Consider the following 25360-nt stretch of genomic DNA (forward strand, 5'->3'; position numbering starts at 1 on the left):
CCTTCTCCCGGTTCGCCGTTCTCGCGAACTTTCGGGCTGCTAATTTGTTCCCGGCATCAATCACTTCGCCGTGGCATCGTATGCAAAAGTGAAAGGGCGGAATGTAAACTGCCGGACGGGCAAGCCCGTTGGCGAACATGGCGGCGATCGAGGCGCCGGTCAGGCTGACAAAGAAAGACCGCAGAGCATGTACGCTGCGGCTGATGCAGTGCGGCCGCATTCAGGCTTGGCCTTGCTAATCAATGAGGAACATCCGCCCGCTTGATCCGCGAGCATCCCCGATTCTGATAGCGCCACATTTGCATCCCGAGATATGCACCGGTACCCCATCTGAGCGTGAAGAAACCGCGGCTGTGAGTCCTATGCGATGGCGACCCTCTGTCGCCCTGAGCGACACTGAGGGAGATCAGGCCGCCGCTACATGCGCCGAGTTCGAGCCGATGTAATTCCTGATCGTCTCGATAATCCGGTCCTGGTCGGCTTCGCTCAAATAGGCATGCATCGGCAGGCAGAGGATCTGCTTCGGCAATTGCTCCGAGACCGCAAGGCCGGTCGGTGTCCGCGGATAGTGCTTGTAGGCGACCTGCTCGTGCAGCGGCTTCACGTAATAGATCACCGACGGGATGCCGTTTTCGCCGAGATGCGCCTTGAGCCCGTCGCGCTTCGGGGTCTCGATGGCGTACTGCGCCCAGGCCGAGCGGCCGTGGCCGAGATTGCGTGAGGCCTTGACGATGTCGCCAAGGCCCTTGGCATAGCGGTCCGCGACCACCTGCCTGGCCACCATCTCGTCCTCGAGGATGGCGAGCTTTTCAATCAGGATCGCCGCCTGCAGCGTGTCGAGGCGCGAATTGATGCCGACGCGGACATTGTCATATTGCGTCTCGCCCTTGCCGTGGAAGGCGAAGGAACGCAGCTTGTCGGCCAGCGCAGCATCATTGGTGAACATCGCGCCGCCATCGCCGTAGCAGCCAAGCGGCTTCGCCGGATAAAAGCTGGTCGAGCCGACATGGCCGAAGGCGCCGCACATGGTGCCGTCGGCGGAACCGCCCATCGACTGCGCAGCGTCCTCGATCACCAACAGGTTCTCGCGCTTGGCGATCGCCATGATCGCCTCGTAGTTCGCGGAGAGCCCGAACAGGTCGACCGGGATGATCGCCTTCGGCTTCAGCCTACCTTCCTTCTTGATCATCTCGATCGCCGCCTCGAGGCTGGCGATGTCGATGTTATAGGTGTCGCGGTCGACGTCGACGAAGACCGGCTCGGCCTTGGCGAGCGCCACCACCTCGGCGGTGGCTGCGAAGGTGAAGCTCGGCACGAACACGGCATCGCCCGGGCCGATGCCGGCGGCAAACAGCGGCAGGAGCAGCGCGTCGGTGCCGTTGGCGCAGGCGACCACATGCTTGACGCCGATATAGGCGGCAAGCTTGTTCTCGAATTCCGTGACCTGCGGCCCGAGGATATAACGGCCGTCTTCGACGACGTGGTCGATCGCGGCCTTCAGCCGGTCGCGGATACGTTCGCGCTGCGCGCCAAGATCGATGAACTGCATGTCGCCCTCGAAACTGCCTGTAAGACCGGCCCGCTGGTAACAGACTTGAACCGGCTGAGAAAGCCGGTGGCGGCCGGCGCAAATTGCTCAGGTGTCGCAGCCTGTTGCCGATTTTGCCGGCGCAATCCCTGAAAAACCCGGAAATCCGAGCTTTGAGAGGCGTTTTCCGGCCCCTCTTGTCGCGTCGTTCCGCCGGTGGGAAACATAAAGTGATCGGCCGCGAAGGGCGGATTCGCGTCCGCTCCCACGCTGGATCAGGCGATTTCGTGCCGCCAGGGCGGGTTGGCGCCGGCCCGCGAAACCGTCACCGCCGCCGCCTTGGCGCCGAGCTCCAGCGCCTGCCGGATCGCATCTTCCGGCAGGTCGCCGATCGCCGCTTTGGTGAGCAGGCCCTGCTCGTGCAGGGAGGCCAGAATGCCGGCGTTGAAGGTGTCGCCTGCGCCGACCGTGTCGATGACCTTCACTTTCTGCGGCATGACGGTGACCTTGTGCGCCTTGCTGTAGCCGACGGCGCCTTCGCTGCCATGGGTGACGACGATCAGCTTCGGCCCGCGCTCCAGCCAGTTGCGCACCACATCCTCATGCGAGCCGGCCTCATCGAACCATTTGAGATCCTCGTCGGACAGTTTAACGATGTCGGCCATCGCCATCATCTCGCGGATACGCCTCAGATGCTTCGCCTTGTCGGGGATGAAATTCGGCCGGATGTTGGGGTCGAGCATCATCACCCGACTCCGGTGCTCGCGCCGCATGAATTCCTCATAGGCCGATCCCGCCGGCTCGGAGATCAGGCTGATGGCGCCGAACAGCATCGCCTCGATCTCGGGCCCGAGCTTCGGCAGGTCCTCGATGGTCAGCATGCGCCCGGCGGTGTTCTCGTCATAAAAGGTGTAGGTCGCCTGGCCGTTGGTGAGCCGCACGAAGGCGAGTGTCGTCGGACGCGGCGAGGTGTGCGCATAGGTGGAGCTCACCTTGCTTGCGCCGAGCGCCTCGCGGAACTGGCCGCCGAACAGGTCGGAGGAGAGGCCGGAGAAGAAGCCGGCCGGAGCGCCGAGCCGGCCGAGCGCGATCGCCGAGTTGAACACCGCGCCGCCGACATAGGGCGCGAAGGCCGCTTCGCCTTGCGTCGTGGTGCGCGGCAGCATGTCGATCAGGGCTTCGCCACAGCAAAGGATCATGTCGTCTTGGTCTCCGGCGGATGGATCACGCCCTTGCGAATGATGATGTTGGCAAAGAGCCTGGGTTCGCTGGTCGCAACGATGGCGTGCGCCGCCTTGACGCGTGCATAGAAGTCGGGCCCGGCCAGAGCAACCACCTTGTGGCCCGGCGCACGCCTGGCGCAAACCGATTCCATCTCATGATGCACGGCGTCGGCCAGCGCCGGGTCGCCCTTCACCGAGGCACGAAACAATGCCTCCGGCACAGCCTCGTCCACCGGCAGCACACTAAGCACGGCGTCGAGGACGGCTATGACGTGGTGGCCGTCGGCGCGAATCAGCCGCCGTGCCTGTTCCTCGGCCGGATAATTGCCGTCGACGATCGCGATCTCGTCGCCATGGCCCATTGCCCTGAGCGTCGCCAGGAACTGGGGCCCGAGCAGCGACGGGATGCCGATCAGCATGTCAGGCGCCTCCGGACGTGTGAGGCCCGATCAGGAAGCGCTCGGAGAGCGGCAGGCTGGCGCCGCCCATGGCGCGTGCGTGAATGCCGACCGTTCCCTCGCGCACGACAGGCAGTTTCAGTCCTTCGGCATCGACACGGGCGATCGCTTCCGTAACGGCATCGACCAGCCGGCGCCGCACATCGAGCGGCATCCAGCCGTCGATAACCGCCGCTTCGAAATCGATGACCGACGAGGCAGCGACAATGGCATAGGCCAGCGCCCGCGAGGCGCTGGCGATCCACTCGTCGAGATCGGCGCCGATCTCGCCCCATTCCTGCGGCGAGGTCCACAGATAGGAGCCGTCGATGCCCTTGGCGGAGAGCGCCTTTTCCAGCATCGCGATCGAGGCGACGTCGATGAGCTGCGTCGGCTTGCCGTCCGGTCCGGGCACCGGCATCGAGCCCAGTGCGCCGGCGTTGCCGTTCGGCCCGCTGTAGAGGCGGCCATTGAGCACGATGCCGCCGCCGGCGAAGGCGCCGATATAGAAATAGACGAAATCGCGCGCTGCGCCCGCTCGTCCGAAGACGAGCTCCGCGCCGCAAGCCGAAGTCGCGTCGTTCTGCAGGTAAACCGGGAACTCGCACTGCCCCTGGATGTCGGCGCGGATGTCGCGATGGCGCCATTCGTCCATGATCTCGCGCGGCGCGCCGGCGGTATCTGCCCAGTTCCATAGCTCGAACGGCATGGCGATGCCGAGCCCGGCAATGCGCTTGTCCTGCGCCGGCGTCAGTTCGCCGCGCATCGTCTTGATGCCGGCGGTGACGAATTCGACAGTCTCGCGCGGTGCGGGATAGCGGTAGGAATGCTGCAGCATGGCGCGCACATTGCCGAGGAAGTCGATCAGCACGAGCTCGGCCGAGCGCCTGCCGATCTTGAGGCCGATGAAAAAAGCGCCTTCCGGATTGAGCGCCATCGGAATCGAAGGCTGGCCGATCTTGCCGCGCAGCGGCGCCTGGCGCACAAGCAGCTTGTCTTCCTCGAGCTCGCGCATGATCACCGACACCGTCTGGGCCGACAGCCCGGTCATGCGCGCAATGTCGGATTTGGCCAGGCTGCCATGCTGGCGCACCAGGGACAGCACGAGCCGCTCATTGTGGTCGCGCATGCCGCTCTGGTTGGTGCCGCGGTGCAGCCGGCTCTCCAAAGCCTCGGGCGAACCGTGCCTCGCAATGCCGGTCTCCACCCTGTTTCCTCCCGTCTGTTTCCCCTCGATGCTTTTCGTTCAGAATGGGTGAACAGCGCAAGGCTGTCAATAATAAATAAGAGTGATTTAATTATTGACAGCCGTTGCGGACTGGTGTCTTTTGATCTGGCGTCCACGCTGGGAGAAATGGTTGGATGCGTTTGAGGCGCCGGGTTGGCTGGCGTCCGGAATGGTTCCACTGGGAGGAAATCGTGACCAAGAAATCGCTGCTGAAATCCACCGTATTCGCGGCGGCCGGGCTGGGCCTGCTCGCATTTGCCTCGTCCGCGTCGGCCGCGGGCGTCGGCGCCTGCCTGATCACCAAGACCGACACCAATCCCTTCTTCGTCAAGATGAAGGAGGGTGCGACCGCCAAGGCCAAGGAACTCGGCGTTGACCTCAAGACCTATGCCGGCAAGATCGACGGCGACAGCGAGAGCCAGGTCGCGGCGATCGAAAGCTGCATCGCCGACGGCGCCAAGGGTATCCTGATCACGGCTTCCGATACCAAGGGCATCGTGCCGACGGTGAAGAAGGCGCGTGACGCCGGCCTGCTGGTGATCGCTCTCGACACGCCGCTCGATCCGATCGACGCCGCCGACGCCACTTTCGCAACGGACAATCTCGAAGCCGGCAAGCTGATCGGCGCCTGGGCCGCCGCTACGCTTGGCGACAAGGCCAAGGACGCCAAGATCGGCTTCCTCGACCTGACCCCCTCGCAGCCGACCGTCGACGTCCTGCGCGACCAGGGCTTCATGATGGGCTACGGCATCGACGTGAAGGACCCCAACAAGATCGGAGACGAAACCGATCCGCGCATCGTCGGCCATGACGTGACGAACGGCAACGAAGAGGGCGGGCGCAAGGCGATGGAGAACCTTCTGCAGAAGGACAACTCCATCAACGTCATCCACACCATCAACGAGCCGGCCGCTGTCGGCGCCTATCAGGCGCTCAAGGCCGTCGGCCTCGAGAAGCAGGTGCTGATCGTCTCGGTCGACGGTGGCTGCCCGGGCGTGAAGTCGGTCACCGAAGGCGTCATCGGCGCCACCTCGCAGCAATATCCGCTGCAGATGGCGGCGCTCGGCATCGAGGCGATCGCCGCCTTCGCCAAGGACGGCACCAAGCCCAAGCCGACCGAAGGCAAGAACTTCTTCGACACCGGCGTCAACCTTGTCACCGACAAGCCGGCCAATGGCGTCAAGTCGATCGACACCAAGGAAGGCCTGGCCAAGTGCTGGGGCTGATGCTCTGAGAGGTCCACGAACCGTGCGGCTGGGGGCTTGATCCCCGGCCGCATCGGGTGGACGATGCGCTTTCGTCAAAGCGCGACAATCCTGGCGACAAGACCGGAATAGGCGTCGACGGCGTGTGCGGCAATGAGAGGCCGTATGCAGACGGGAGGACATATGTCTCAGATACAGGAATTCGAGAAAGTACTTACGGGAAGCGACACCAGCGTCGCCGCCTTCGACGAGCACAAATCGGCCGTCAAGCGCGCCCAGCACTTCCTGCATTCCACGCCGGCGGCGGTGCCGCTGATCGTGCTGGTTCTGTCGGTCATCATCTTCGGCATCGCCATCGGCGGACGTTTCTTTTCGTCCTACACGCTGACGCTGATCCTGCAGCAGATCGCCATCGTCGGCATTCTCGGTGCCGCGCAGACATTGGTCATTCTGACCGCTGGCATCGATCTCTCGATCGGCGTCATCATGGTGATTTCGGCGGTGATCATGGGCAATTGCGCGGTGACCTATGGCATGCCGGCCATTCTCGCCGTGGCGATTGGGCTTGCCGCCGGCGGCGCCTGCGGACTGCTCAATGGCCTCCTGGTCGCCTACATGAAGCTGCCGCCCTTCATCGTCACGCTCGGCACCTGGAACATCGTCATGGCCACGAATTTCATCTATTCGGCCAATGAGACGATCCGCGACACCGACGTCGACGTCCAGGCGCCGCTGCTGCATCTGTTCGCGGTGAGCTTCAGGGTCGGCTCTGCCGTGCTGACGCTTGGCGTCATTGCCATGGTCCTGCTGGTGATCCTGCTGTGGTATGTCCTCAACCACACCGCATGGGGCCGCCATGTCTACGCCGTCGGCGACGATCAAGAAGCTGCGAAACTGTCGGGCATTCAGACCAAGAAAGTGCTGATGATGGTCTATGCCCTTGCCGGGCTGATCGCCGCTTTCGCGGCTTGGGTCTCGATCGGCCGCAACGGCTCGGTCTCGCCGTCGGCCGCTGTCACCGACTACAATCTGCAGGCCATCACCGCGACGGTGATCGGCGGCATCTCGCTGTTCGGCGGGCGCGGCTCGATCCTCGGCACGCTGTTCGGCGCCATGATCGTCGGCGTCGTCTCGATGGGCCTCAACATGCTGGGCGCCGATCCGCAATGGAAGGTGCTGCTCACCGGCGTGCTGATCATCGGCGCCGTGGCGATCGATCAATGGATCAGAAAGGTTTCGGCATAGTCATGACCCAGGAGCCCATTCTCACAGCGCGCGGCCTGATCAAGCGCTATGGCCGCGTTACCGCCCTCGACAATGCCGATTTCGACCTCTATCCGGGCGAAATCCTCGCAGTCATCGGCGACAACGGCGCGGGCAAATCATCGCTGATCAAGGCGATCTCCGGCGCGGCGGTGCCCGACGAAGGCGAAATCCGGCTTGAGGGCAAGCCAGTTGCCTTCAAGTCGCCGATGGAGGCCCGGGAAGCCGGCATCGAAACCGTCTACCAGAACCTCGCCCTGTCGCCGGCGCTGTCGATCGCCGACAACATGTTTCTCGGCCGCGAGATCCGCAAGCCAGGTCCGCTTGGCAGTTGGCTGCGCATGCTCGACCGTCCGGCGATGGAGAAGCGTGCTCGCGACAAGCTCACGGAGCTCGGCCTGATGACCATCCAGAACATCAGCCAGGCGGTGGAGACGCTTTCGGGCGGCCAGCGCCAGGGCGTGGCGGTGGCGCGTGCTGCCGCCTTCGGCTCGAAAGTGGTGATCATGGACGAGCCGACGGCCGCCCTTGGCGTGAAGGAAAGCCGCCGCGTGCTTGAGCTGATCCTGGACGTCAAGAAGCGCGGCCTGCCGATCGTTTTGATCTCGCACAACATGCCGCATGTCTTCGAGGTGGCGGACCGCATCCACATCCACCGGCTTGGAAGGCGTCTCTGCGTCGTCGATCCTAAGCAGATTTCCATGTCGGATGCGGTGGCGCTGATGACCGGCGCCAAGAAGCCGCCGGAGGACGCGCTGGCGGCTTGATCCCCACGACATGTCCCTGTTGCCGAAGGCGGGCTGATGGGTCGGTTGAGTAAATCGATTGAACCTATGCTGCAACGCACTAAGATGGACTGGGAGGAACGGTGAAAGCCGCTATGATCAGGCCAGTTGAACGAGAGGCAGCATGACATCCGCCATGACGATCGAAGTCCCTGTTCTCGACAATCCCGACCCCAAGACGCTCGCCGAAGAAGTCTTGATGTCGCTCAAATACCGGGTCGGCAAGGACACAACCGTCGCCACGCCCTATGACTGGCTGACCGCTTCGATCAAGGTGGTGCGCGACCGCATCGTCGATCAATGGATGCAGGCGACCAAGGAGGCTTACGACCAGCAGGAAAAGCGCGTCTATTACCTTTCGCTCGAATTCCTGATCGGGCGCCTGATGCGCGACGCCTTCTCCAATCTCGGCCTGATGGAGAACATGCGCGAGGCGCTGTCCTCGCTCGGCGTCGACCTCGACCTGATCGCGGGGCTCGAGCCGGACGCAGCACTAGGCAATGGCGGCCTCGGCCGTCTTGCCGCCTGCTTCATGGAAAGCATGGCGACCGTCGACATCCCCGCCCATGGCTACGGCATCCGCTACGCCAACGGCATGTTCCGCCAGGAAATCCACGGCGGCTGGCAGGTCGAATTGCCGGAGACCTGGCTCGATCACGGCAATCCCTGGGAGTTCGAACGGCGCGAGCGTTCCTTCGAGGTCGGCTTCGGCGGCTCGGTGGAATCGATCACCTCGAAGGACGGCCGGCTCGAACGCCACGTCTGGAAGCCGACCGAGCATGTGTTGGCCGTCGCCTACGACACGCCGGTGGCCGGCTGGCGCGCCAGGCGCGTCAACACGCTGAGACTCTGGTCCGGCATGCCGATCGACCCGATCCTGCTCGACAAGTTCAATGCGGGCGACCACATCGGCGCGCTGGCCGAGAGCAACAAGGCCGACGCGCTGTCGCGCGTGCTTTATCCTGCCGATTCCCACATGGCCGGCCAGGAGCTGAGGCTACGGCAGGAATATTTCTTCTCCACCGCCTCGCTGCAGGACATCGTGCAGCGGCATTTGAGCCAGTATGGCGACCTGAAATCGCTGCCCGACAAGGCGGCGATCCACTTGAACGACACCCATCCCGCGGTCGCCGTGCCGGAGCTGATGCGGCTCCTGATGGACGTCCACGGCATGGACTTCGACCAGGCCTGGGACATCACCAAGCGCACCTTCGGCTACACCAACCACACGCTGCTGCCCGAGGCGCTTGAAAGCTGGCCGGTGCCGCTGTTCGAGCGTCTGCTGCCGCGCCACATGCAGATCGTCTACGCCATCAATGCGCAGGTGCTGCTCGAGGCCCGCGCCACCAACCAGTTCTCGGGTGATCAGATCGCCCGCATCTCGCTGATCCAGGAAAATGGCGACCGCCGCGTGCGCATGGGCAATCTGGCCTTTGTCGGCTCGCATTCGATCAACGGCGTCTCGGCGCTGCACACCGAGCTGATGAAGGAGACGGTGTTCGCCGATCTCCACAAGCTCTATCCCGATCGCATCAACAACAAGACCAACGGCATCACGCCCAGGCGCTGGCTGATCCAGTGCAATCCCGGCCTGACCTCGCTTGCCCGCGAGGCGATCGGCGACCGCTTCATGGACGACATCGAGGCGATCAAGGATCTCGATCCGCTCGCCGATGACGCGGCTTTCCGTGAGAAATTCGCCGGTGTGAAGCGGCAGAACAAGGCGCGGCTCGCCAATCTCGTCGCCGACCGGCTCGGCATCAGGATCGATCCGTCGGCGCTGTTCGACATCCAGGTCAAGCGCATCCACGAATACAAGCGCCAGCTGCTCAACATACTGGAAGCGATCGCGCTGTACGATCAGATCCGCTCGCATCCGGAACGGGACTGGATGCCGCGCGTCAAGATCTTCGGCGGCAAGGCGGCGCCCAGCTATCACAACGCCAAGCTGATCATCAAGCTGGCCAACGACGTCGCAAAGGTCATCAATGGCGACCCGTCGGTGCGCGGCCTGCTGAAGGTGGTGTTCGTGCCGAACTACAATGTCAGCCTGGCCGAGGTGCTGATGCCGGCCGCCGATCTCTCCGAGCAGATTTCGACCGCCGGCATGGAAGCTTCGGGCACCGGCAACATGAAGTTCGCGCTGAACGGCGCCTTGACCATCGGCACGCTCGACGGCGCCAATGTCGAGATCAAGGAACATGTCGGCGACGACAACATCTTCATCTTCGGCCTCACCACTGCCGAAGTCGCCGAGCGGCGCAACAATGGCTACAATCCGCGCGGCGTGATCGAGACCTCGTCCGAGCTGTCGCAGGCGGTATCGGCCATTTCCTCCGGCGTCTTCTCACCCGACGATCCCGACCGCTATCGCGACCTGATGAACGGGCTCTACCAAAGCGACTGGTTCATGGTGGCGGCCGACTTCGATTCCTACGCCGCCTGCCAGCGCGAGGTCGACGCCGTGTGGCGCAACAGCCCCGACTGGTACGCGCGCGCCATCCGCAACGTCGCCCGCGTCGGCTGGTTCTCGTCCGATCGCACAATCCGCCAATATGCGAAAGACATCTGGAACGTGCCCGTCTGATATGATTGCATGAGCCACAAAGAATGTGGCCAGATGCATGTCGCCCAAAAGTGCGTAGCGGTTTTGGGACCACGACATGCACCAAGACAAAGAACGGCGCATGCCGGAGCGAGGCATGCGCCAGAACAAGGTGCCCGGGGAGGGCGACCGTTTGATGAGGAAGCCGCGCGCGACCGCTGCGACAAGCGGGCCGGATGGACTGGCGCCAGCCGGCGATGTCGCGGCGATTGTCGCCGGAACGCACGGCGATCCTTTCGCGGTCCTGGGCGTGCATGAAGCCGGCAAGGGCTTCATTGCCCGCTGCTTCGTGCCCAATGCCGAATTCGTCACCGCCTACACGCTGACCGGCAAGGAGGTCGGCGAGCTTTCCCGCAGCGACGATGCCGGCTTCTTCGAGGGCAAGGTCTCGATCCGCAAGCGCCAGCCGCTGCGCTATCACGCCAGGAATGCCGGCGGCGATTGGTGGCTGACCGATCCTTATTCCTTCGGCCCGGTGCTCGGTCCGATGGACGACTATTACATGGCCGAGGGTTCGCACTTACGGCTGTTCGACAAGCTCGGCGCCCACATCATCGATCATGAGGGCGCCACCGGCGTCCATTTCGCCGTCTGGGCGCCCAATGCGCGGCGCGTCTCCGTGGTCGGCGCCTTCAACGACTGGGATGGTCGCCGGCACACGATGCGCGACCGTAAGGACACGGGCATCTGGGAATTGTTCATTCCAGATATCGGCGCGGGCAAGCCCTACAAGTTCGAGATCATTGGGCCCGACGGCGTGCGCCTGCCGCTGAAGGCCGACCCGTTCGCCTTCGAATCGGAATTGCGCCCGGCGACCGCCTCGGTGACGGCGCCGCCCATAGCGCATCAATGGGGCGACGAGGCGCATCGCAATTATTGGCAGAAAGCCGATCCCCGGCGCGAGGCGATCTCGATCTACGAGGTCCATGCCGGCTCCTGGCAGCGCCGCGACGACGGCACGTTCCTCTCCTGGGACGAGCTCGCCGCGCGGCTGATCCCCTATGTGGCCGACACCGGCTTCACCCATATCGAGTTCCTGCCGATCTCGGAGCACCCCTACGACCCATCCTGGGGCTACCAGACCACCGGGCTTTATGCGCCGACGGCGCGCTTCGGCGACCCCGACGGCTTCGCCCGCTTCGTCGACGGCGCGCACCGCGCCGGCATCGGCGTCATCCTCGACTGGGTGCCGGCGCATTTCCCGGTCGACGAGCATGGCCTGGTCCATTTCGACGGCACCGCGCTCTACGAGCATGCCGATCCGCGCCAGGGCTTCCATCCCGATTGGAACACCGCCATCTACAATTTCGGCCGCCGCGAGGTGGTGTCGTTCCTCGTCAACAACGCGCTGTTCTGGGCCGAGAAATACCATGTCGACGGCTTGCGCGTCGACGCGGTCGCCTCGATGCTCTACCTCGATTATTCGCGCAAGGCCGGCGAGTGGATCCCCAACGAGAAGGGCGGGCGCGAGAACCTGCAGGCCGTCAGCTTCCTGCAGAAGATGAACAAGGAGGTCTATGGCCACCACCCCGGCGTGATGACGATCGCCGAGGAATCGACCTCATGGCCGAAAGTGTCGCGACCCGTGCATGAAGGCGGCCTCGGCTTCGGCTTCAAGTGGAACATGGGCTTCATGCACGACACGCTGGAGTATCTCTCCAAGGAGCCGATCTTCCGCAAGCACCATCACAACGACATCACCTTCGGCCTGGTCTACGCCTTCTCCGAAAATTTCGTGCTGCCGCTTTCCCATGACGAGGTCGTGCACGGCAAAGGCACACTGCTCCACAAAATGGCGGGCGACGACTGGCAGAAGTTCGCCACGCTGCGCGCCTATTACGCCTTCATGTGGGGCTATCCCGGCAAGAAGCTCCTGTTCATGGGCCAGGAATTCGCTCAGCGCCGCGAGTGGAGCGAGGAACGCGCGCTCGACTGGGATCTGCTGGAATTCGCGCCGCACCGCGGCGTCTGGCAGACGGTGCGGGATTTGAACTACCTCTATCGTTCGCGCCCGGCGCTGCATGCGCGCGACTGCGAGCCGGAGGGCTTCTCCTGGCTGATCGTCGACGACCGCGACAATTCGGTCTTCGCCTGGCTGCGCAGCGCGCCGGACGGCAATTCGATCGCCGTCATCTCCAATTTCACGCCGGTGCCGCGCGAGAACTATCGCGTGCCGCTGCCAAAGGCAGGAAAATGGCGCGAAATCATCAATACGGACGCCGAGGTCTATGGCGGCTCCGGCATGGGCAATAGCGGCATGGTCGAGGCAAGCGGGGAAGGAGGCGGCGTATCGGCGACGATGCTTTTGCCGCCGCTGTCGACGATCATGCTGGAATTCGTCACGGATTGAAGCAGATGATGTCTCATCCTGCTCTTGCAACAGTCCGGGCAGCTTGTTTGGGAGGGTAACAGAATGGCAGAGATCAGAAGAACCCAGCCGCTGGCACGCGATGCCATGGCCTATGTGTTGGCCGGCGGCCGCGGCAGCCGCCTCAGGGAGCTGACCGACCGGCGCGCCAAGCCGGCGGTCTATTTCGGCGGCAAGACGCGCATCATCGATTTCGCCCTCTCCAATGCGCTCAACTCCGGCATCCGCCGCCTCGGCGTGGCCACCCAGTACAAGGCGCACTCGCTGATCCGCCACCTGCAGCGCGGCTGGAACTTTCTGCGGCCCGAGCGAAACGAAAGCTTCGACATCCTGCCTGCATCGCAGCGCGTCTCGGAAACGCAGTGGTATGAAGGCACGGCCGACGCCGTCTACCAGAACATCGACATCATCGAGGCCTACGGCCCCGAATACATGGTCATCCTCGCCGGCGACCACATCTACAAGATGGATTACGAACTGATGCTGCGCCAGCATGTCGACGCCGGCGCCGACGTCACCGTCGGCTGCCTGGAGGTGCCGCGCATGGAGGCGACCGGCTTCGGCGTCATGCATGTCGACAAGAAGGACAACATCATCGCTTTCGTAGAAAAGCCGGCCGATCCGCCCGGCATTCCGGACAAGCCGGAATTCGCTTTGGCGTCGATGGGCATCTATGTCTTCAAGACCAAGTTCCTGATGGAGCAGCTGCGCCGCGACGCCGCCGAGCCCGGCTCCAGCCGGGACTTCGGCAAGGACATCATCCCTTACATCGTCCAGCACGGCAAGGCGATCGCCCACCGCTTCGCAAAGTCCTGCGTGCGTTCCTCGCACGAGGCCGAACCCTATTGGCGCGACGTCGGAACGGTGGACGCCTATTGGGAAGCCAATATCGACCTCACCGACATCACGCCCGAGCTCGATCTTTACGACCGCGACTGGCCGATCTGGACCTATGCCGAGTTGAAGCCGCCGGCAAAGTTCGTGCATGACGAGGACGGCCGCCGCGGCGAGGCGATCTCCTCCCTTGTCTCCGGCGACTGCATCGTTTCCGGCGCCTCGCTGCGCCGCAGCCTGATCTTTACCGGCGCGCGCATCAATTCCTATTCCAAGCTCGAGGAAGTGGTGATGCTGCCCGACGTCCAGGTCGGCCGCAACGCGAGCCTCAAGCGCGTCGTCATCGATCACGGCGTCCACATCCCGGAAGGACTGGTTGTCGGCGAGGATCCCGCGCTCGACGCCAAGCGTTTTCGCGTATCGGAGAAGGGCATCTGCCTGATCACGCAGGACATGATCAACAAGCTGTCGACCCCGTAGGGTCGATCAGCAAGCTGTCGGCCTGATGAGGTTGATCGGCTGTCAACCTGACAAGGTCGATCAGCAAGCTGACGGGTCGATCAGCAAGCTGACGACTGGATCAACAGGTTGTCACTTTGACCTGTCATCTTGAGATCGGAATGTGGAGCGCATGCAGGTTCTGTCGGTCACGCCCGAAATCTTCCCGCTGATCAAGACCGGCGGGCTTGCCGACGTCGCCGGCGCCTTGCCGATCGCGCTTGCCGGCAAGGGCGTGGCGATGCGCACGCTGGTTCCGGGCTATCCCGTGGTGATGGCGGCCTTCGCCAAGAAGAAGGCGGTCTACCAATATCCGTTGCTGCAGGGCGGTAAGGCTTCGATCCATGCCGCCAAGATCGGCGATCTCGATCTCTTCGTTTTGGACGCGCCGCATCTCTTCGATCGCCAGGGCGGCCCTTACGGCACCGCCTCCGGCGCCGACTGGCCGGACAACTGGCGCCGCTTCGCCGCGCTCAGCCAGGCCGGCGGCGACATTGCCGGTGGCGCGATCTCCGGTTACCAGCCCGACATCGTTCATGCCCATGACTGGCAGTCGGCGATGACGCTTGCCTATATGCGCTACGGCAAGGCGGTCGGCGTGCCGTCGCTGATCACCGTGCACAACCTCGCCTTCCAGGGCCAGTTCGGTGCCGGCATCTTCGGCGAGCTCGGCCTGCCGAGCGTGGCGATGCAGCTCGACGGCGTCGAATATTATGGCGGCGTCGGCTTTCTCAAGGCCGGCCTGCAAGCCGCCTGGGCCATCACTACGGTCAGCCCGACCTATGCGCAGGAAATCCGCTTGCCCGAATTCGGCATGGGTCTCGACGGGCTGATAAACATGCGCTCCACCGATCTCTATGGCATCGTGAACGGCATCGACGTCGACATCTGGAACCCGCAGACCGACAAACATCTGGTCGCCAATTATTCGGCCGAGACGCTTGCGGCGCGCGGCAAGAACCGCAAGGCGGTCGAAGAGCGCTTCGGCCTGGAAGCGGATGGCAGCCCGATCGTCTGCGTCATCAGCCGGCTGACCTGGCAGAAGGGCATGGACATCCTGGCAGCGGTCGTCGACGGCATCGTCGCCGCCGGCGCGCGGCTGGCGATCCTCGGCTCCGGCGACGCCGGCCTCGAAGGCACGCTGCTTGCCGCCGCCGCCCGCCATCGCGGCCGCGTCGGCGTCGTCGTCGGTTACGACGAAGAGCTTTCGCACGTCATGCAAGGCGGCTGCGACGCCATCATCATCCCCTCGCGCTTCGAGCCCTGCGGGCTGACCCAGCTCTATGGCCTGCGCTATGGCTGCGTGCCGGTCGTCGCCAGGACAGGCGGTCTGGCCGACACCATCATCGATGCCAACGAGGCCGCCTTGTCGGCCGGCGTCGCCACCGGCTTCCAGTTCGCGCCCAACAATGGTGCCGCGATGCTCCATGCCATCCAGCGGCTGGTCGAGCAGCATGCGCGGCCCGCGACCTGGGCCTCGATCCAGCGCCAGGGCATGAAGGCCGATGTCTCCTGGGACAAGAGCGCCGAAAAATACGTCGAACTCTATCGCTTGCTGCTTTCAAAAAGGGCTGCCTGAGGCATGATCAAAACCGTCCCCACCAAACCCTATACCGACCAGAAGCCAGGCACCTCCGGCCTGCGGAAAAAGGTGCCGGTGTTCCAGCAGGAGCACTACGCCGAGAACTTCATCCAGTCGATCTTCGATGCGCTGGACGGTTTTCAGGGCAAGACGCTGGTGATCGGCGGCGACGGCCGCTTCTACAATCGCGAGGTCATCCAGAAGGCCATCGCCATCGCCGCCGGCAACGGCTTCGGCAAGGTGATGGTCGGGCAGGGCGGGATTCTCTCGACGCCGGCCGCCTCCAACATCATCCGCAAATACAAGACTTTCGGCGGCATCATCCTGTCGGCCAGCCACAATCCGGGCGGTCCGCACGAGGATTTCGGCATCAAGTACAATGCCGGCAATGGCGGCCCGGCGCCGGAAAAGATCACCGACGCGATCTTTGCCAAGTCGAAGGAGATCAAGAGCTTCAAGATCGCCGATATCGGCGCCATCGACATCGACACCATCGGCACCGTCAAGGCCGGCGACATGACGGTCGAGATCTGCGACCCGGTCAAGGACTATGCCGAACTGATGGAAAGCCTGTTCGACTTCAACGCGCTGAGGAAGCTCTTCAAGTCGGGCTTCCGCATGCGCTTCGACGCCATGCATGCGGTAACCGGCCCCTATGCCAAGGAGATCCTCGAACGCCGGCTCGGCGCGCCGGACGGCACCTGCCGCAACTTCAAGCCGCTGCCCGATTTCGGCGGCCACCACCCGGACCCGAACCTGGTGCACGCAAAGCACCTCTATGACGAGATGATGGGGCCCGACGCGCCGGATTTCGGCGCGGCTTCCGACGGCGACGGCGACCGCAACCTGATCATCGGCAGAGGCATCTTCGTCACGCCGTCGGACTCGGTGGCGATGCTTGCCGCCAATGCCAAACTGGCGCCGGGCTATAAGGACGGCCTGAAGGGCATTGCCCGCTCGATGCCGACCAGCGGCGCCGCCGACCGCGTCGCCGAAAAGCTCGGCATCGGCATTTACGAGACGCCGACCGGCTGGAAGTTCTTCGGCAACCTGCTCGATGCCGGGATGGCGACCATCTGCGGCGAGGAAAGCGCCGGCACCGGCTCCAACCATGTGCGCGAGAAGGATGGCCTGTGGGCCGTGCTTCTGTGGCTCAACATCCTCGCTGCGCGCGGCGAGAGCTGCAAGGACATCGTAACCGGACACTGGGAGACCTACGGGCGCAACTATTATTCGCGCCACGACTATGAGGAGGTCGAGAGCGATCGCGCCAACGCGCTGGTCGACGAGCTACGCGCCAAGCTCGGCTCGCTGCCCGGCACGACCGTGCGCGGCCTCAAGATCGCCAAGGCCGACGATTTTGCCTATCGCGATCCGGTCGACGGCTCGGTGAGCGAGCACCAGGGCATCCGGATCCTGTTCGAGGGCGGCTCGCGCGTTGTGCTGCGCCTCTCCGGCACCGGCACGTCAGGGGCGACGCTGCGCCTCTATATCGAGCGCTACGAGCCGGACAAGGCAAGGCACGACCTCGACACGCAGGAAGCGCTCGCCGATCTCATCGCCGCCGCCGACGACATCGCCGGCATCAAGAGCCACACCGGCCGCAACAAGCCGAGCGTGATTACTTGAGGGTGGCGTGGCGCGACTCCCCCTTCTCCCCTTGTGGGAGAAGGTGTCGCCGAAGGCGACGGATGAGGGGTGCTCCAGCTTGGCGCAAACCGGCGCTCGCATCGCCGGCGCCTCATTTCTTCCAACACCCCTCATCCGTCTCGGCGCTGCGCGCCGATCCACCTTCTCCCACAAGGGGAGAAGGGGAGGCGCTCGCATGACCTTCGGCGCCACCATCACCCCCGAAGGCATCCGCTTCGCCGCCTGGTCCTCATCCGCGAGACGTCTTTGGGTCTCGCTTTTCGACGACGGCGGTGCGCGCGAGATCGACCGGCTGGAGCTCAACCCGGAAGGCGGTGGCGTGCACGCGCTCCTTGTCTCCGGCCTTGGCGACGGCGCGCGTTACGGCTTCCGCGCCGACGGCGACTATGCGCCGGAGCGCGGCCTGTGGTTCGACCCGAACAAGCTTCTCGCCGACCCCTATGCCGTCGAGGTCGATCGTCCATACCGATATCATTGGCGGCTTGCCGCCAAACGCAACGAAGGCGCCGACACCGCTCCGCTGATGCCGAAGGCGATCGCGCGTTCGCTGCCCAAACCGGTGCCGCCTCAGTCGCCGCTGTTCCGGCCTGGCGGGCTGATCTACGAGCTCAACGTCCGCTCCTTCACCAAGCTGCATCCGGACGTGCCGGAAACCCAGCGCGGCACCATCGCGGCGCTCGCCCATCCGGCTGTCGTCGAGCACCTGAAGCGTCTTGGTGTGTCGGCCGTCGAATTGATGCCGGTCACCGCGTCGATCGACGAGCGGCATCTGCCGCCATTGGGGCTGAGCAACGCCTGGGGCTACAATCCCGTCACCTTCATGGCGCTCGATCCACGCCTCGCGCCCGGCGGTCTCAAGGAACTGCGCGACACCGTCGCCGCTCTGCGCCAGGCCGGCATCGGCACCATTCTCGACCTCGTCTTCAACCACACCGGCGAAAGCGACCGGCTCGGGCCGACTTTGTCGCTGCGCGGACTGGATGCGATAGGCTACTACCGGCACCAGCCGGACGGCAGGCTGGTCAACGACACCGGCACGGGCAACACGGTCGCCTGCGACCATCCGGTTGTGCGCGAGATGGTGCTCGACACGCTGCGCCACTTCGTCCGCTTCGCCGGCGTCGACGGCTTCCGCTTCGATCTGGCGCCGGTGCTCGGCCGCGTCGACGGCGCCTTCGATCCGGAAGCGCCGCTGCTTCGGGCCATTGCCGGCGATCCCGTGCTCTGCGACCGCGTGCTGATCGCCGAGCCTTGGGATATCGGTCCGAGCGGCTACCAGCTCGGAAATTTCCGGCCGCCATATCTGGAATGGAACGATCGTTACCGCGATGATGTCAGGCGCTTCTGGCGCGGCGATGCCGACGCGGTAGGCGTCTTGGCCACAAGGCTTGCAGGTTCCTCCGATGTCTTCGGCAGGGAAGGCCAACCGGCGAGCCGTGCGGTCAACTTCATCGCTGCACATGACGGCATGACGCTGGCCGACATCGTCGCCTATGAGCGCAAGCACAACGACGCCAACGGCGAGCACAATCACGACGGCCACAACGACAATTTGTCATGGAACAACGGCGCCGAGGGCGAGACGGACGACGTGGCGATTGCCAAGGCGCGCTTCGACGACCAGCGCGCGCTGCTGGCGACACTTTTCGCCTCGCGCGGCACCATCATGCTGACCGCCGGCGACGAGTTCGGCCGCACGCAAAAAGGCAACAACAACGCCTATGCGCAGAACAATGCCATTACCTGGCTCGACTGGGCCGGCCGCGATCAGGCGTTGGAGCGATATGCCTCATCGCTCTCTGCGATGCGTCGTGCCTTTCCCGCGCTGTCGGACACGCATTTCCTGACCGGAAAGCCGGCCGATGCTTCGGCCATTCCGGATGTCGAGTGGCTGACGGAGACGGGCGCGCCGCTCGGCGAGACGGAGTGGAACGATCCCGATCGACATCGCCTCGTCATGATGCTCGGCGATAGCGGAGGCAGTCGCCTTGCCGTCATGGTCAATGGCGACCGCCGCCAATGCGTCTTCACCTTGCCGGTCCGGGACGGCTACGAGTGGGGCCCGGCGATCGAGGCACAGCCGGTCGATCTTGCGCGGCCGCTGCCCGGCCGCAGCGTTAATTTCATGATCGAGCGGCGTGCCGCTCAATCGCGCAACGGGAAGGGCTTGTGATGGCTGCCGAAAATTCCGGGCAGGGGAGCGAATGGTGGCGCGGCTGCGTCATCTATCAGGTCTATCCGCGCTCCTTCCAGGACACGACCGGCGACGGCAGCGGCGACCTCAATGGCATCACCGCGCGGCTCGCCCATGTCGCGTCGCTCGGCGTCGATGCCGTCTGGCTCTCGCCCTTCTTCAAGTCGCCGATGGCCGACATGGGCTACGATGTATCCGACTATCGCGACGTCGATCCGATGTTCGGCACATTGGAAGATTTCGACGCGCTGGTCGCCGAGGCTCACCGGCTCGGCCTGAAACTCATCATCGACCAGGTGATCTCGCATTCTTCCGACAAGCATGAATGGTTCATCGAGAGCCGCGCCAGCCGCAACAATGCCAAGGCGGACTGGTACGTCTGGGCTGACGCCAGGCCGGATGGCAGCGCGCCCAACAACTGGCAATCGCTGTTCGGCGGGCCGGCCTGGGAATGGGACGCCACCCGCCGGCAATACTACATGCACAATTTCCTCGCCGCTCAGCCGGATCTGAACTTCCACAATCCGGACGTTCAGGACGCGCTTTTGGACACCGTGCGCTTCTGGCTGGAACGCGGCGTCGACGGTTTCCGGCTGGACACGGTCAACTACTATGTCCACGACCGCTGGCTGCGCGACAACCCGCCCTTGGCCGCAAGTGTCGCCGGCACCAATGGCGCCACCAGCACCTACGCCTTCCAGGAGCATCTTTTCGACAAGACGCGGCCCGAAAACCTCGACTTCTTGAAACGTTTCCGCGCGCTGCTCGACGAATATCCAGACCGCGCCGCGGTCGGCGAGGTGGGTGACGAGGAGCGCTCCTTGCAGACGCTCGCCGCCTACGTATCGGGCGGCGACAAATTGCAGATGTGCTACACCTTCGACTTGCTCAGTCCGCAATTTTCCGCCGCCCATGTGCGCGGCTGCGTGGAGGCGTTCGAGACCACTGCCCCGGACGGCTGGGTCTGCTGGGCCTTTTCCAACCATGACGTCGTGCGCCATGTCAGCCGCTGGACGCGGCAAGGCGAGAACCCGGACGCGGTGGCGAAGTTCTCGATCGCGCTGCTTGCCTGCCTGCGCGGTTCGATCTGCGTCTATCAGGGCGAGGAACTGGGGCTGGAGGAGGCGGAGCTAGCCTATGAGGATCTGCGCGATCCCGTCGGCATCCGCTTCTGGCCGGGCGTGAAGGGCAGGGACGGTTGCCGCACCCCGATGGTCTGGCGGGCGGAGGCGGACAATGCCGGCTTCTCCACGGCCAAGCCCTGGCTGCCGGTGCCGCAGGCGCATCGCGCCCGGGCGGTCGACGTCCAGAATGGCGAGGAGCGGTCGGTGCTTGCCGCCTATCGCTCGATCCTCGCCTTGCGCAAGAGCCATCCGGCACTGATTGCCGGCTCGATCCGCTTTCTCGAGGCCGAGGGCGATGTGCTTGCTTTCCTCCGTGAGCGCGACGGCGAAAGGCTGCTTTGCGTTTTCAATTTCTCGACCGAGGCAACAGGCTGGGCGCTGCCCACCGAGATCGGCGAGGCCGAGATAACGGCATTTGACGTTGACGCCGCCGGCGTTCTTACAGGTGTTGTCGAGGACAGCGTGCTGGCGCTGCCGCCTCTGGGCAGTTTCGTCGGCAGGATTGGCTGACGGCGGACTACTGCACCAGCACAGAACGCCCGCAGGTCGCGCCGGTCACGCGCACGTCGGCCTCGCCGACATGGACGCCCAGAGCTCCAAGCACATTGTAGAGGAGGTCGTCCACCGGCGCGGTCACGCCGTTGAGCAGTGTCGTCACCGCCGGCTTTACGGTGCCGAGCAGGGCGGTCACGTCGAGGCCGAGCCCCAGCGCGTTGGCCGAGAGCGACAGGTTATTGATCAGCGATGTCGTCAGCGACTGCGTCAGGTTCTTCGTCGACACCGTCTTGATCGCCTTGTTGGCGATGTCGGTGGCGTTGTAGGTCAAAGTGGTCGGCGTCATGTTGGTGACCGAGAAGGCCGACGAGCCTGTCACCTGCAGCAGCGGGACGAGCAACAGCTTCAGGTCCGCGATATCGGCGTCGGAGAAGGACTGCGGCTTGGTGAAATCCGCGAAGCCGCTGGCATTGCTGTTGGCGAGATGGGCTGAGACCACGCCCGGCTGCGCGGCGATCGAAACCTTGATGCTGGAGGGACCCGTCGGGCAAGTGATGTCGGTCAGCTTCGCTTCGGCATAGGCCACTTCGACGTTGAGCGGCAGGTGGACGGCGACAAGACTGGTGCCGCCGCCGAGATTGGAATTGCCGAGTGTCACGCTGGCGTTGAGCTTGATGCGGGTCTGCGCCGTGCGCACCACGGCGCCTGCCTCTCCCACCGCCAGCCAGGCCGAGTTCTGCATCGGCTCGCCGATGGCGATCGCAAGCGTCGTCGATGCCAGCCCCGGTATGGTGGCGCCGAGATTGACCGCGACCTGATTCGTTCCATTGGCCAGAGCGGCAGCCGCGGTGAGCATGCTGAGCGCGCTGGCTGTCACGTTGAGGCCGGCCGGCTTCTGCCCGATGCCGAGATCGCCGACGGAGCCGAGATCGATGAGGGTGCTGAGCGGAATCCTGACCGTATTGGTGGCGCTGGAGGCCATGGTCTGCAGAGCGAGTTTGGCTGTGCGGTCGAGCCCCGGCACATTGGCCATTGCCGTGGCGATCTGGCCGATCGTTGCTTTGGAGGCGAGCACGTCGTTGTAGGAAACGCCGGTCAGATGCAGTTGCGTTGCGAGCGCATCGGTGAACGAAAGAACGTCGACATCGGCCGACACCAGTGAATTGTAGTCCATCACGCTGAGCGAGATGTTGCCGCCGAGAAGGCCGCCGAGAAGCGCGTTGAGAATGCCGCCATTGAGACTGGCGAGCCGCGAGCCGACCGAAAAAGCCGCTTGCGGCTGCGCGCTGGCGATAGCGGTCGTGCCGAGAGTGGGCGGCGCCATGATCGAGCCGGCGAAATAAAGCGTACCCTGCTTCTTGAGCGTCACCTGGACCGCATTGTAGGGCAGCTTGCCCGCCTCGAACCGGCTGCCGGCGGCAATGGTGCTGACGCCCGTGTAGCGCCCCGGCACGACCTGGACGACGGCCTTGTTGGCGGTCGGCGACACGGTCGCGCCTTGTTGCTGCACGGCGACCGAGGTGATGCCGTTGTCGCTGAGCGCGGTCAGCACCGCCTGCTGGGCGTTGGTGATGTTCGAGGCCGCGGTGATGGCGGCAAGGTCGACGATCGACTGCGCGGCGCGGCGCTCGTTGTAAAGGGAACCTTCGTCGATCGCGAAGGCGGTCAGCGCCAGCGCTACCGGCGTGCACAGCGCGGTCATGACGGCGAAATTCGCGCTCCGGTCGGCGAGCAGCCGTCGCGTCGCCGCCATGAAAGCAATTCCAGGAAAAATGCGAGGCGGTTGAGTTCGGCGACCTCGCCGTAGCCTTCCGTCCGGAATTGCGTCACTGAAAACAGATTGAGCGGTCTGGCCTTTTCGGGAAACGATAAGCCGCTCCAGCCCCCCCTTGATGGGCATCATATGCCTCCGACGCGGATCGTCGATTGACGTTGGATCGTCGTGCCCGGCAGCGGCAGCGTCCGGAACAGGTTCCAGATCGGCAGGTTGCGCGCATCGTAGGTGACCGAGACGACGAATTGGCTGCCGTCGACGGCGCTGTCCTGCGCGTTGACGGTCAGCTTGTTGGCGTCGACGAACGGATAGCCCGAGACATCGTGAGTGATGAAATCGGTAACCAGCGCCTGCCGCTCGGTCTGGTTGAGGCCGGCAATCGCGGTGCGCGCCGCGTCGGCGGCGATCTGCTGCACCGAATGACTGGCGCCGAAATAAATTCCATATGCAACCATGCCGAGCAGAAGCAGGATGAAGACCGGCGCCAGCATGGCAAATTCGATTGCCGACGTGCCCGTGGCGTCAGCCCGGAAACGAGACCACGGAACAAGCAATTTTCGGTTCTTCAGCATGGCGCGGAGAATGCCAAAGGCCGCCTGCAAAAACAGAAAACAGCTGGAACAACCGGCAGGTGTGCCAAGTTGAAAGCAAGCTCTAAGCTTTAGGTTTCGCTGTTTTAGCGTTATGGCGCTCACTTTGCGTCAAGCAGGCAATGGTTGAAATAAGATTTCGCTCTGTCTAGTCTCCTGCCACCAGCCGCCGGAAGGAACCGGCGGCACGCCTGAAACGGGGCCGGTTCAACGGTTTCCGAGGTGTCAAAACTTAAGAAGGCGCGGCTGAGGGGCTGCGCCGACAGGGAGAAACTTCATGCTGAAAGACATGCTGAAGGCGACGGTGTTCGCCACCACATTGGCTTTGGCGGCCGGCACATTCTACACGCCTGCCTTCGCCGAAACCGTCTACAACCGCGGCGCCGCCGCCGAGGCGGAGACGGTCGATCCGCACAAGACGTCGACTGTCTACGAAGCCGATATCATACGCGACCTGTTCCAGGGTCTCGTCATGCATGATCAGAAGACCAATCTCATTCCGGGCGCCGCCGAAAGCTGGACGGTATCGGATGACGGCACCGTCTACACCTTCAAGCTGCGCAAGGACGGCCTCTGGTCGGACGGCACCCCGGTGACGGCGGACGACTTCGTCTATTCGTTCCATAGACTGGAAGATCCGGCCACCGCTGCAGAATACGCCTCGATGCTCTATCCGGTGAAGGGCGCCGAGGACTTCAACACCAAGAAAGGCAAGGCCGAGGATATGGGCGTGAAGGCGATCGACGCCAACACGCTTGAAGTCACGCTGAAGGCTCCGACCCCCTACTTCCTGGAGATGCTGACCCACCAGGCGACCTATCCGGTCAACAAGGCTTCCATGGACAAGCTCGGCGCCGACTGGATCAAGCCGGGCAAGCTGGTCTCCAATGGCGCCTATACGCTGGCGGAGTGGGTTCCCAACGACCATATGAAATTGGTCAAGAACCCGAAATTCTGGGACGCCGCGAGCGTCAAGCTCGACGTGGTCAACTACATCCCGACCGAGGATCGCTCGTCGGCGATGAAGCGTTTCGAGGCGGGCGAGCTCGACAGCTATGGCGATCTGCCGACCGAGCAGCTCGCCGATCTCAAAACGAAATTCGGCGACCAGGTCCGTGTCGGGCCGTATCTCGGCACTTATTATTACGCGGTCAAGACCGACAAGGCGCCTTGGGACAATGTCGAGTTGCGCAACGCCATCTCGATGGCGATCGACCGCGACTTCCTCGCCGAGAAGGTCTGGCAGAACTCGATGCTGCCCGGATATTCGATGGTGCCCCCGGGCATCGAGGGCTACACGCCGGCACTGGCCAAATACGCCGACATGCCGCAGATCGACCGCGAGGATGCGGCCAAGAAGATCCTGGAAAAGCTAGGCTATACACCCGAGCATCCGTTGAAGATGGAGATCCGCTACAACACCTCGGAAAACCATAAGAACACGGCGGTCGCCATCCAGGAACAGCTGAAGCCGCTCGGCGTCGAGGTGACGCTGCTCAACACCGATACCAAGACCCACTACAGCTTCCTCGAGCAGAAGGGCAACTACGACGTCGCCCGTGCCGCCTGGATCGCCGACTACAAGGATCCCGAGACCTTCCTCGGCATCTCGCGCAAGGCGAGCGGCAACAACTACTCGAACTACAACAGCCCCGCCTATGAAGCCGCCATGGACAAGGCGGCTGCCGCAGGCGGCAAGCCCGAGGAGCGCATGAAGGACCTCGCCGCAGCCGAGCGCATCCTGGTCGACGACGTCGGCGAGATCCCGCTTCTCTACTACAGCTACCACGACATCGTTTCCTCGAAGCTGCATGGCTTCGACGACAATGTGATGGACATTCATCCGTCCCGCTTCATCTCCAAGGACTGACAAGAAACCTTGGCCGTGCCGCCGCTCTCTTTTTGGGAGCGGCGGTCGCGGTCTGTCGTCGTGCCGGGCCGAAAGTCGGATTGGATTTTCGGGCTGCCCGGTGCGAA

Annotated in this window: 18 protein-coding genes; 11 read left to right on the forward strand and 7 right to left on the reverse strand. The window is 63.8% G+C overall.

Annotation, left to right across the window (positions count from 1 at the left end; translation table 11 throughout):
• The 5 genes from LB535_RS24455 to LB535_RS24475 form a co-directional block, all read right to left on the reverse strand.
• A partial coding sequence (locus LB535_RS24455; protein WP_224634032.1) for a hypothetical protein occupies window positions 1–220 on the reverse strand: 220 nt, incomplete at its 3' end.
• A 186-nt stretch (window positions 221–406) separates the two neighbouring features.
• The gene (locus LB535_RS24460; RefSeq protein WP_224634033.1) at window positions 407–1549 is read right to left on the reverse strand and encodes a DegT/DnrJ/EryC1/StrS family aminotransferase; all 1143 of its coding nucleotides are present in this window, start codon (window positions 1547–1549) and stop codon (window positions 407–409) included.
• Between the two features lie 254 nt (window positions 1550–1803).
• Window positions 1804–2727 (reverse strand): carbohydrate kinase family protein, encoded by a 924-nt coding sequence (locus LB535_RS24465; RefSeq protein ID WP_095766827.1) that lies wholly within the window; start codon window positions 2725–2727, stop codon window positions 1804–1806.
• Window positions 2724–3170 (reverse strand): RbsD/FucU family protein, encoded by a 447-nt coding sequence (locus tag LB535_RS24470; protein ID WP_095766828.1) that lies wholly within the window; start codon window positions 3168–3170, stop codon window positions 2724–2726. The genes LB535_RS24465 and LB535_RS24470 overlap by 4 nt, the downstream gene beginning before the upstream one ends.
• A gap of 1 nt (window position 3171) precedes the next feature.
• Window positions 3172–4395 (reverse strand): ROK family transcriptional regulator, encoded by a 1224-nt coding sequence (locus LB535_RS24475; protein WP_140845712.1) that lies wholly within the window; start codon window positions 4393–4395, stop codon window positions 3172–3174.
• Between the two features lie 212 nt (window positions 4396–4607).
• On the opposite strand from LB535_RS24475, the gene LB535_RS24480 reads away from it, so the two are divergent.
• From LB535_RS24480 to LB535_RS24525, 10 genes are all read left to right on the forward strand, one after another.
• Window positions 4608–5642, forward strand: a complete 1035-nt coding sequence (locus LB535_RS24480) for a sugar ABC transporter substrate-binding protein (protein WP_224634034.1) — start codon at window positions 4608–4610, stop codon at window positions 5640–5642.
• Window positions 5643–5804: 162 nt separating this feature from the next.
• Window positions 5805–6866 carry an ABC transporter permease gene (locus LB535_RS24485; RefSeq protein WP_095766830.1) on the forward strand — a complete coding sequence of 354 codons (1062 nt, stop codon included), beginning with the start codon at window positions 5805–5807 and terminating at the stop codon, window positions 6864–6866.
• A 2-nt stretch (window positions 6867–6868) separates the two neighbouring features.
• Entirely contained in the window at window positions 6869–7651 is a 783-nt protein-coding gene (locus LB535_RS24490; protein WP_176477005.1) for an ATP-binding cassette domain-containing protein, read from the forward strand.
• Window positions 7652–7793: 142 nt separating this feature from the next.
• Window positions 7794–10256, forward strand: a complete 2463-nt coding sequence (locus tag LB535_RS24495; RefSeq protein WP_224530019.1) for a glycogen/starch/alpha-glucan phosphorylase — start codon at window positions 7794–7796, stop codon at window positions 10254–10256.
• A gap of 154 nt (window positions 10257–10410) precedes the next feature.
• Window positions 10411–12624, forward strand: coding sequence for a 1,4-alpha-glucan branching protein GlgB (gene glgB / locus LB535_RS24500; protein WP_224634103.1), 2214 nt, complete (start codon window positions 10411–10413; stop codon window positions 12622–12624).
• 63 nt (window positions 12625–12687) lie between these two features.
• On the forward strand, window positions 12688–13956 hold the full coding sequence (gene glgC / locus LB535_RS24505; protein WP_140635175.1) for a glucose-1-phosphate adenylyltransferase: 1269 nt from the start codon (window positions 12688–12690) through the stop codon (window positions 13954–13956).
• Window positions 13957–14107: 151 nt separating this feature from the next.
• Entirely contained in the window at window positions 14108–15553 is a 1446-nt protein-coding gene (glgA, locus tag LB535_RS24510; protein WP_224634035.1) for a glycogen synthase GlgA, read from the forward strand.
• 3 nt (window positions 15554–15556) lie between these two features.
• The gene (locus tag LB535_RS24515) at window positions 15557–17185 is read left to right on the forward strand and encodes an alpha-D-glucose phosphate-specific phosphoglucomutase (RefSeq protein WP_224634036.1); all 1629 of its coding nucleotides are present in this window, start codon (window positions 15557–15559) and stop codon (window positions 17183–17185) included.
• Between the two features lie 196 nt (window positions 17186–17381).
• The gene (gene glgX / locus LB535_RS24520) at window positions 17382–19379 is read left to right on the forward strand and encodes a glycogen debranching protein GlgX (RefSeq protein WP_224634037.1); all 1998 of its coding nucleotides are present in this window, start codon (window positions 17382–17384) and stop codon (window positions 19377–19379) included.
• The gene (locus LB535_RS24525; RefSeq protein WP_224634038.1) at window positions 19379–21034 is read left to right on the forward strand and encodes an alpha-glucosidase family protein; all 1656 of its coding nucleotides are present in this window, start codon (window positions 19379–19381) and stop codon (window positions 21032–21034) included. The genes glgX and LB535_RS24525 overlap by 1 nt, the downstream gene beginning before the upstream one ends.
• Before the next feature lie 7 nt (window positions 21035–21041).
• Here the strand turns inward: LB535_RS24525 and LB535_RS24530 are convergent, their stop codons facing one another.
• Both LB535_RS24530 and LB535_RS24535 read right to left on the reverse strand, forming a co-directional pair.
• Window positions 21042–22772 (reverse strand): TadG family pilus assembly protein, encoded by a 1731-nt coding sequence (locus LB535_RS24530; RefSeq protein ID WP_224634039.1) that lies wholly within the window; start codon window positions 22770–22772, stop codon window positions 21042–21044.
• Between the two features lie 146 nt (window positions 22773–22918).
• Window positions 22919–23284: a TadE family protein gene (locus LB535_RS24535; protein ID WP_245340453.1), complete on the reverse strand. Its 366-nt coding sequence runs from the start codon at window positions 23282–23284 to the stop codon at window positions 22919–22921.
• A 376-nt stretch (window positions 23285–23660) separates the two neighbouring features.
• Here LB535_RS24535 and LB535_RS24540 point away from each other — a divergent pair, with 376 nt between their 5' ends.
• Window positions 23661–25253: a peptide ABC transporter substrate-binding protein gene (locus tag LB535_RS24540; RefSeq protein WP_224628685.1), complete on the forward strand. Its 1593-nt coding sequence runs from the start codon at window positions 23661–23663 to the stop codon at window positions 25251–25253.
• Window positions 25254–25360: the final 107 nt, after the last annotated feature.

Source organism: Mesorhizobium sp. CA10, assembly GCF_020165285.1.
GTDB lineage: Bacteria > Pseudomonadota > Alphaproteobacteria > Rhizobiales > Rhizobiaceae > Mesorhizobium.

Excerpts from the sequence above, each read along its gene's own strand:
- LB535_RS24470 (WP_095766828.1), bottom strand. The coding sequence starts at position 3,170 with ATGCTGATCGGCATCCCGTCGCTGCTCGGGCCCCAGTTCCTGGCGACG.
- LB535_RS24540 (WP_224628685.1), top strand. The coding sequence starts at position 23,661 with ATGCTGAAAGACATGCTGAAGGCGACGGTGTTCGCCACCACATTGGCT.
- glgB (WP_224634103.1), top strand. The coding sequence starts at position 10,411 with ATGAGGAAGCCGCGCGCGACCGCTGCGACAAGCGGGCCGGATGGACTG.
- glgX (WP_224634037.1), top strand. The coding sequence starts at position 17,382 with ATGACCTTCGGCGCCACCATCACCCCCGAAGGCATCCGCTTCGCCGCC.
- LB535_RS24535 (WP_245340453.1), bottom strand. The coding sequence starts at position 23,284 with ATGCTGGCGCCGGTCTTCATCCTGCTTCTGCTCGGCATGGTTGCATAT.
- glgA (WP_224634035.1), top strand. The coding sequence starts at position 14,108 with ATGCAGGTTCTGTCGGTCACGCCCGAAATCTTCCCGCTGATCAAGACC.
- LB535_RS24530 (WP_224634039.1), bottom strand. The coding sequence starts at position 22,772 with ATGGCGGCGACGCGACGGCTGCTCGCCGACCGGAGCGCGAATTTCGCC.
- LB535_RS24515 (WP_224634036.1), top strand. The coding sequence starts at position 15,557 with ATGATCAAAACCGTCCCCACCAAACCCTATACCGACCAGAAGCCAGGC.
- LB535_RS24465 (WP_095766827.1), bottom strand. The coding sequence starts at position 2,727 with ATGATCCTTTGCTGTGGCGAAGCCCTGATCGACATGCTGCCGCGCACC.
- LB535_RS24490 (WP_176477005.1), top strand. The coding sequence starts at position 6,869 with ATGACCCAGGAGCCCATTCTCACAGCGCGCGGCCTGATCAAGCGCTAT.
- LB535_RS24485 (WP_095766830.1), top strand. The coding sequence starts at position 5,805 with ATGTCTCAGATACAGGAATTCGAGAAAGTACTTACGGGAAGCGACACC.
- LB535_RS24460 (WP_224634033.1), bottom strand. The coding sequence starts at position 1,549 with ATGCAGTTCATCGATCTTGGCGCGCAGCGCGAACGTATCCGCGACCGG.
- LB535_RS24495 (WP_224530019.1), top strand. The coding sequence starts at position 7,794 with ATGACATCCGCCATGACGATCGAAGTCCCTGTTCTCGACAATCCCGAC.
- LB535_RS24525 (WP_224634038.1), top strand. The coding sequence starts at position 19,379 with ATGGCTGCCGAAAATTCCGGGCAGGGGAGCGAATGGTGGCGCGGCTGC.
- glgC (WP_140635175.1), top strand. The coding sequence starts at position 12,688 with ATGGCAGAGATCAGAAGAACCCAGCCGCTGGCACGCGATGCCATGGCC.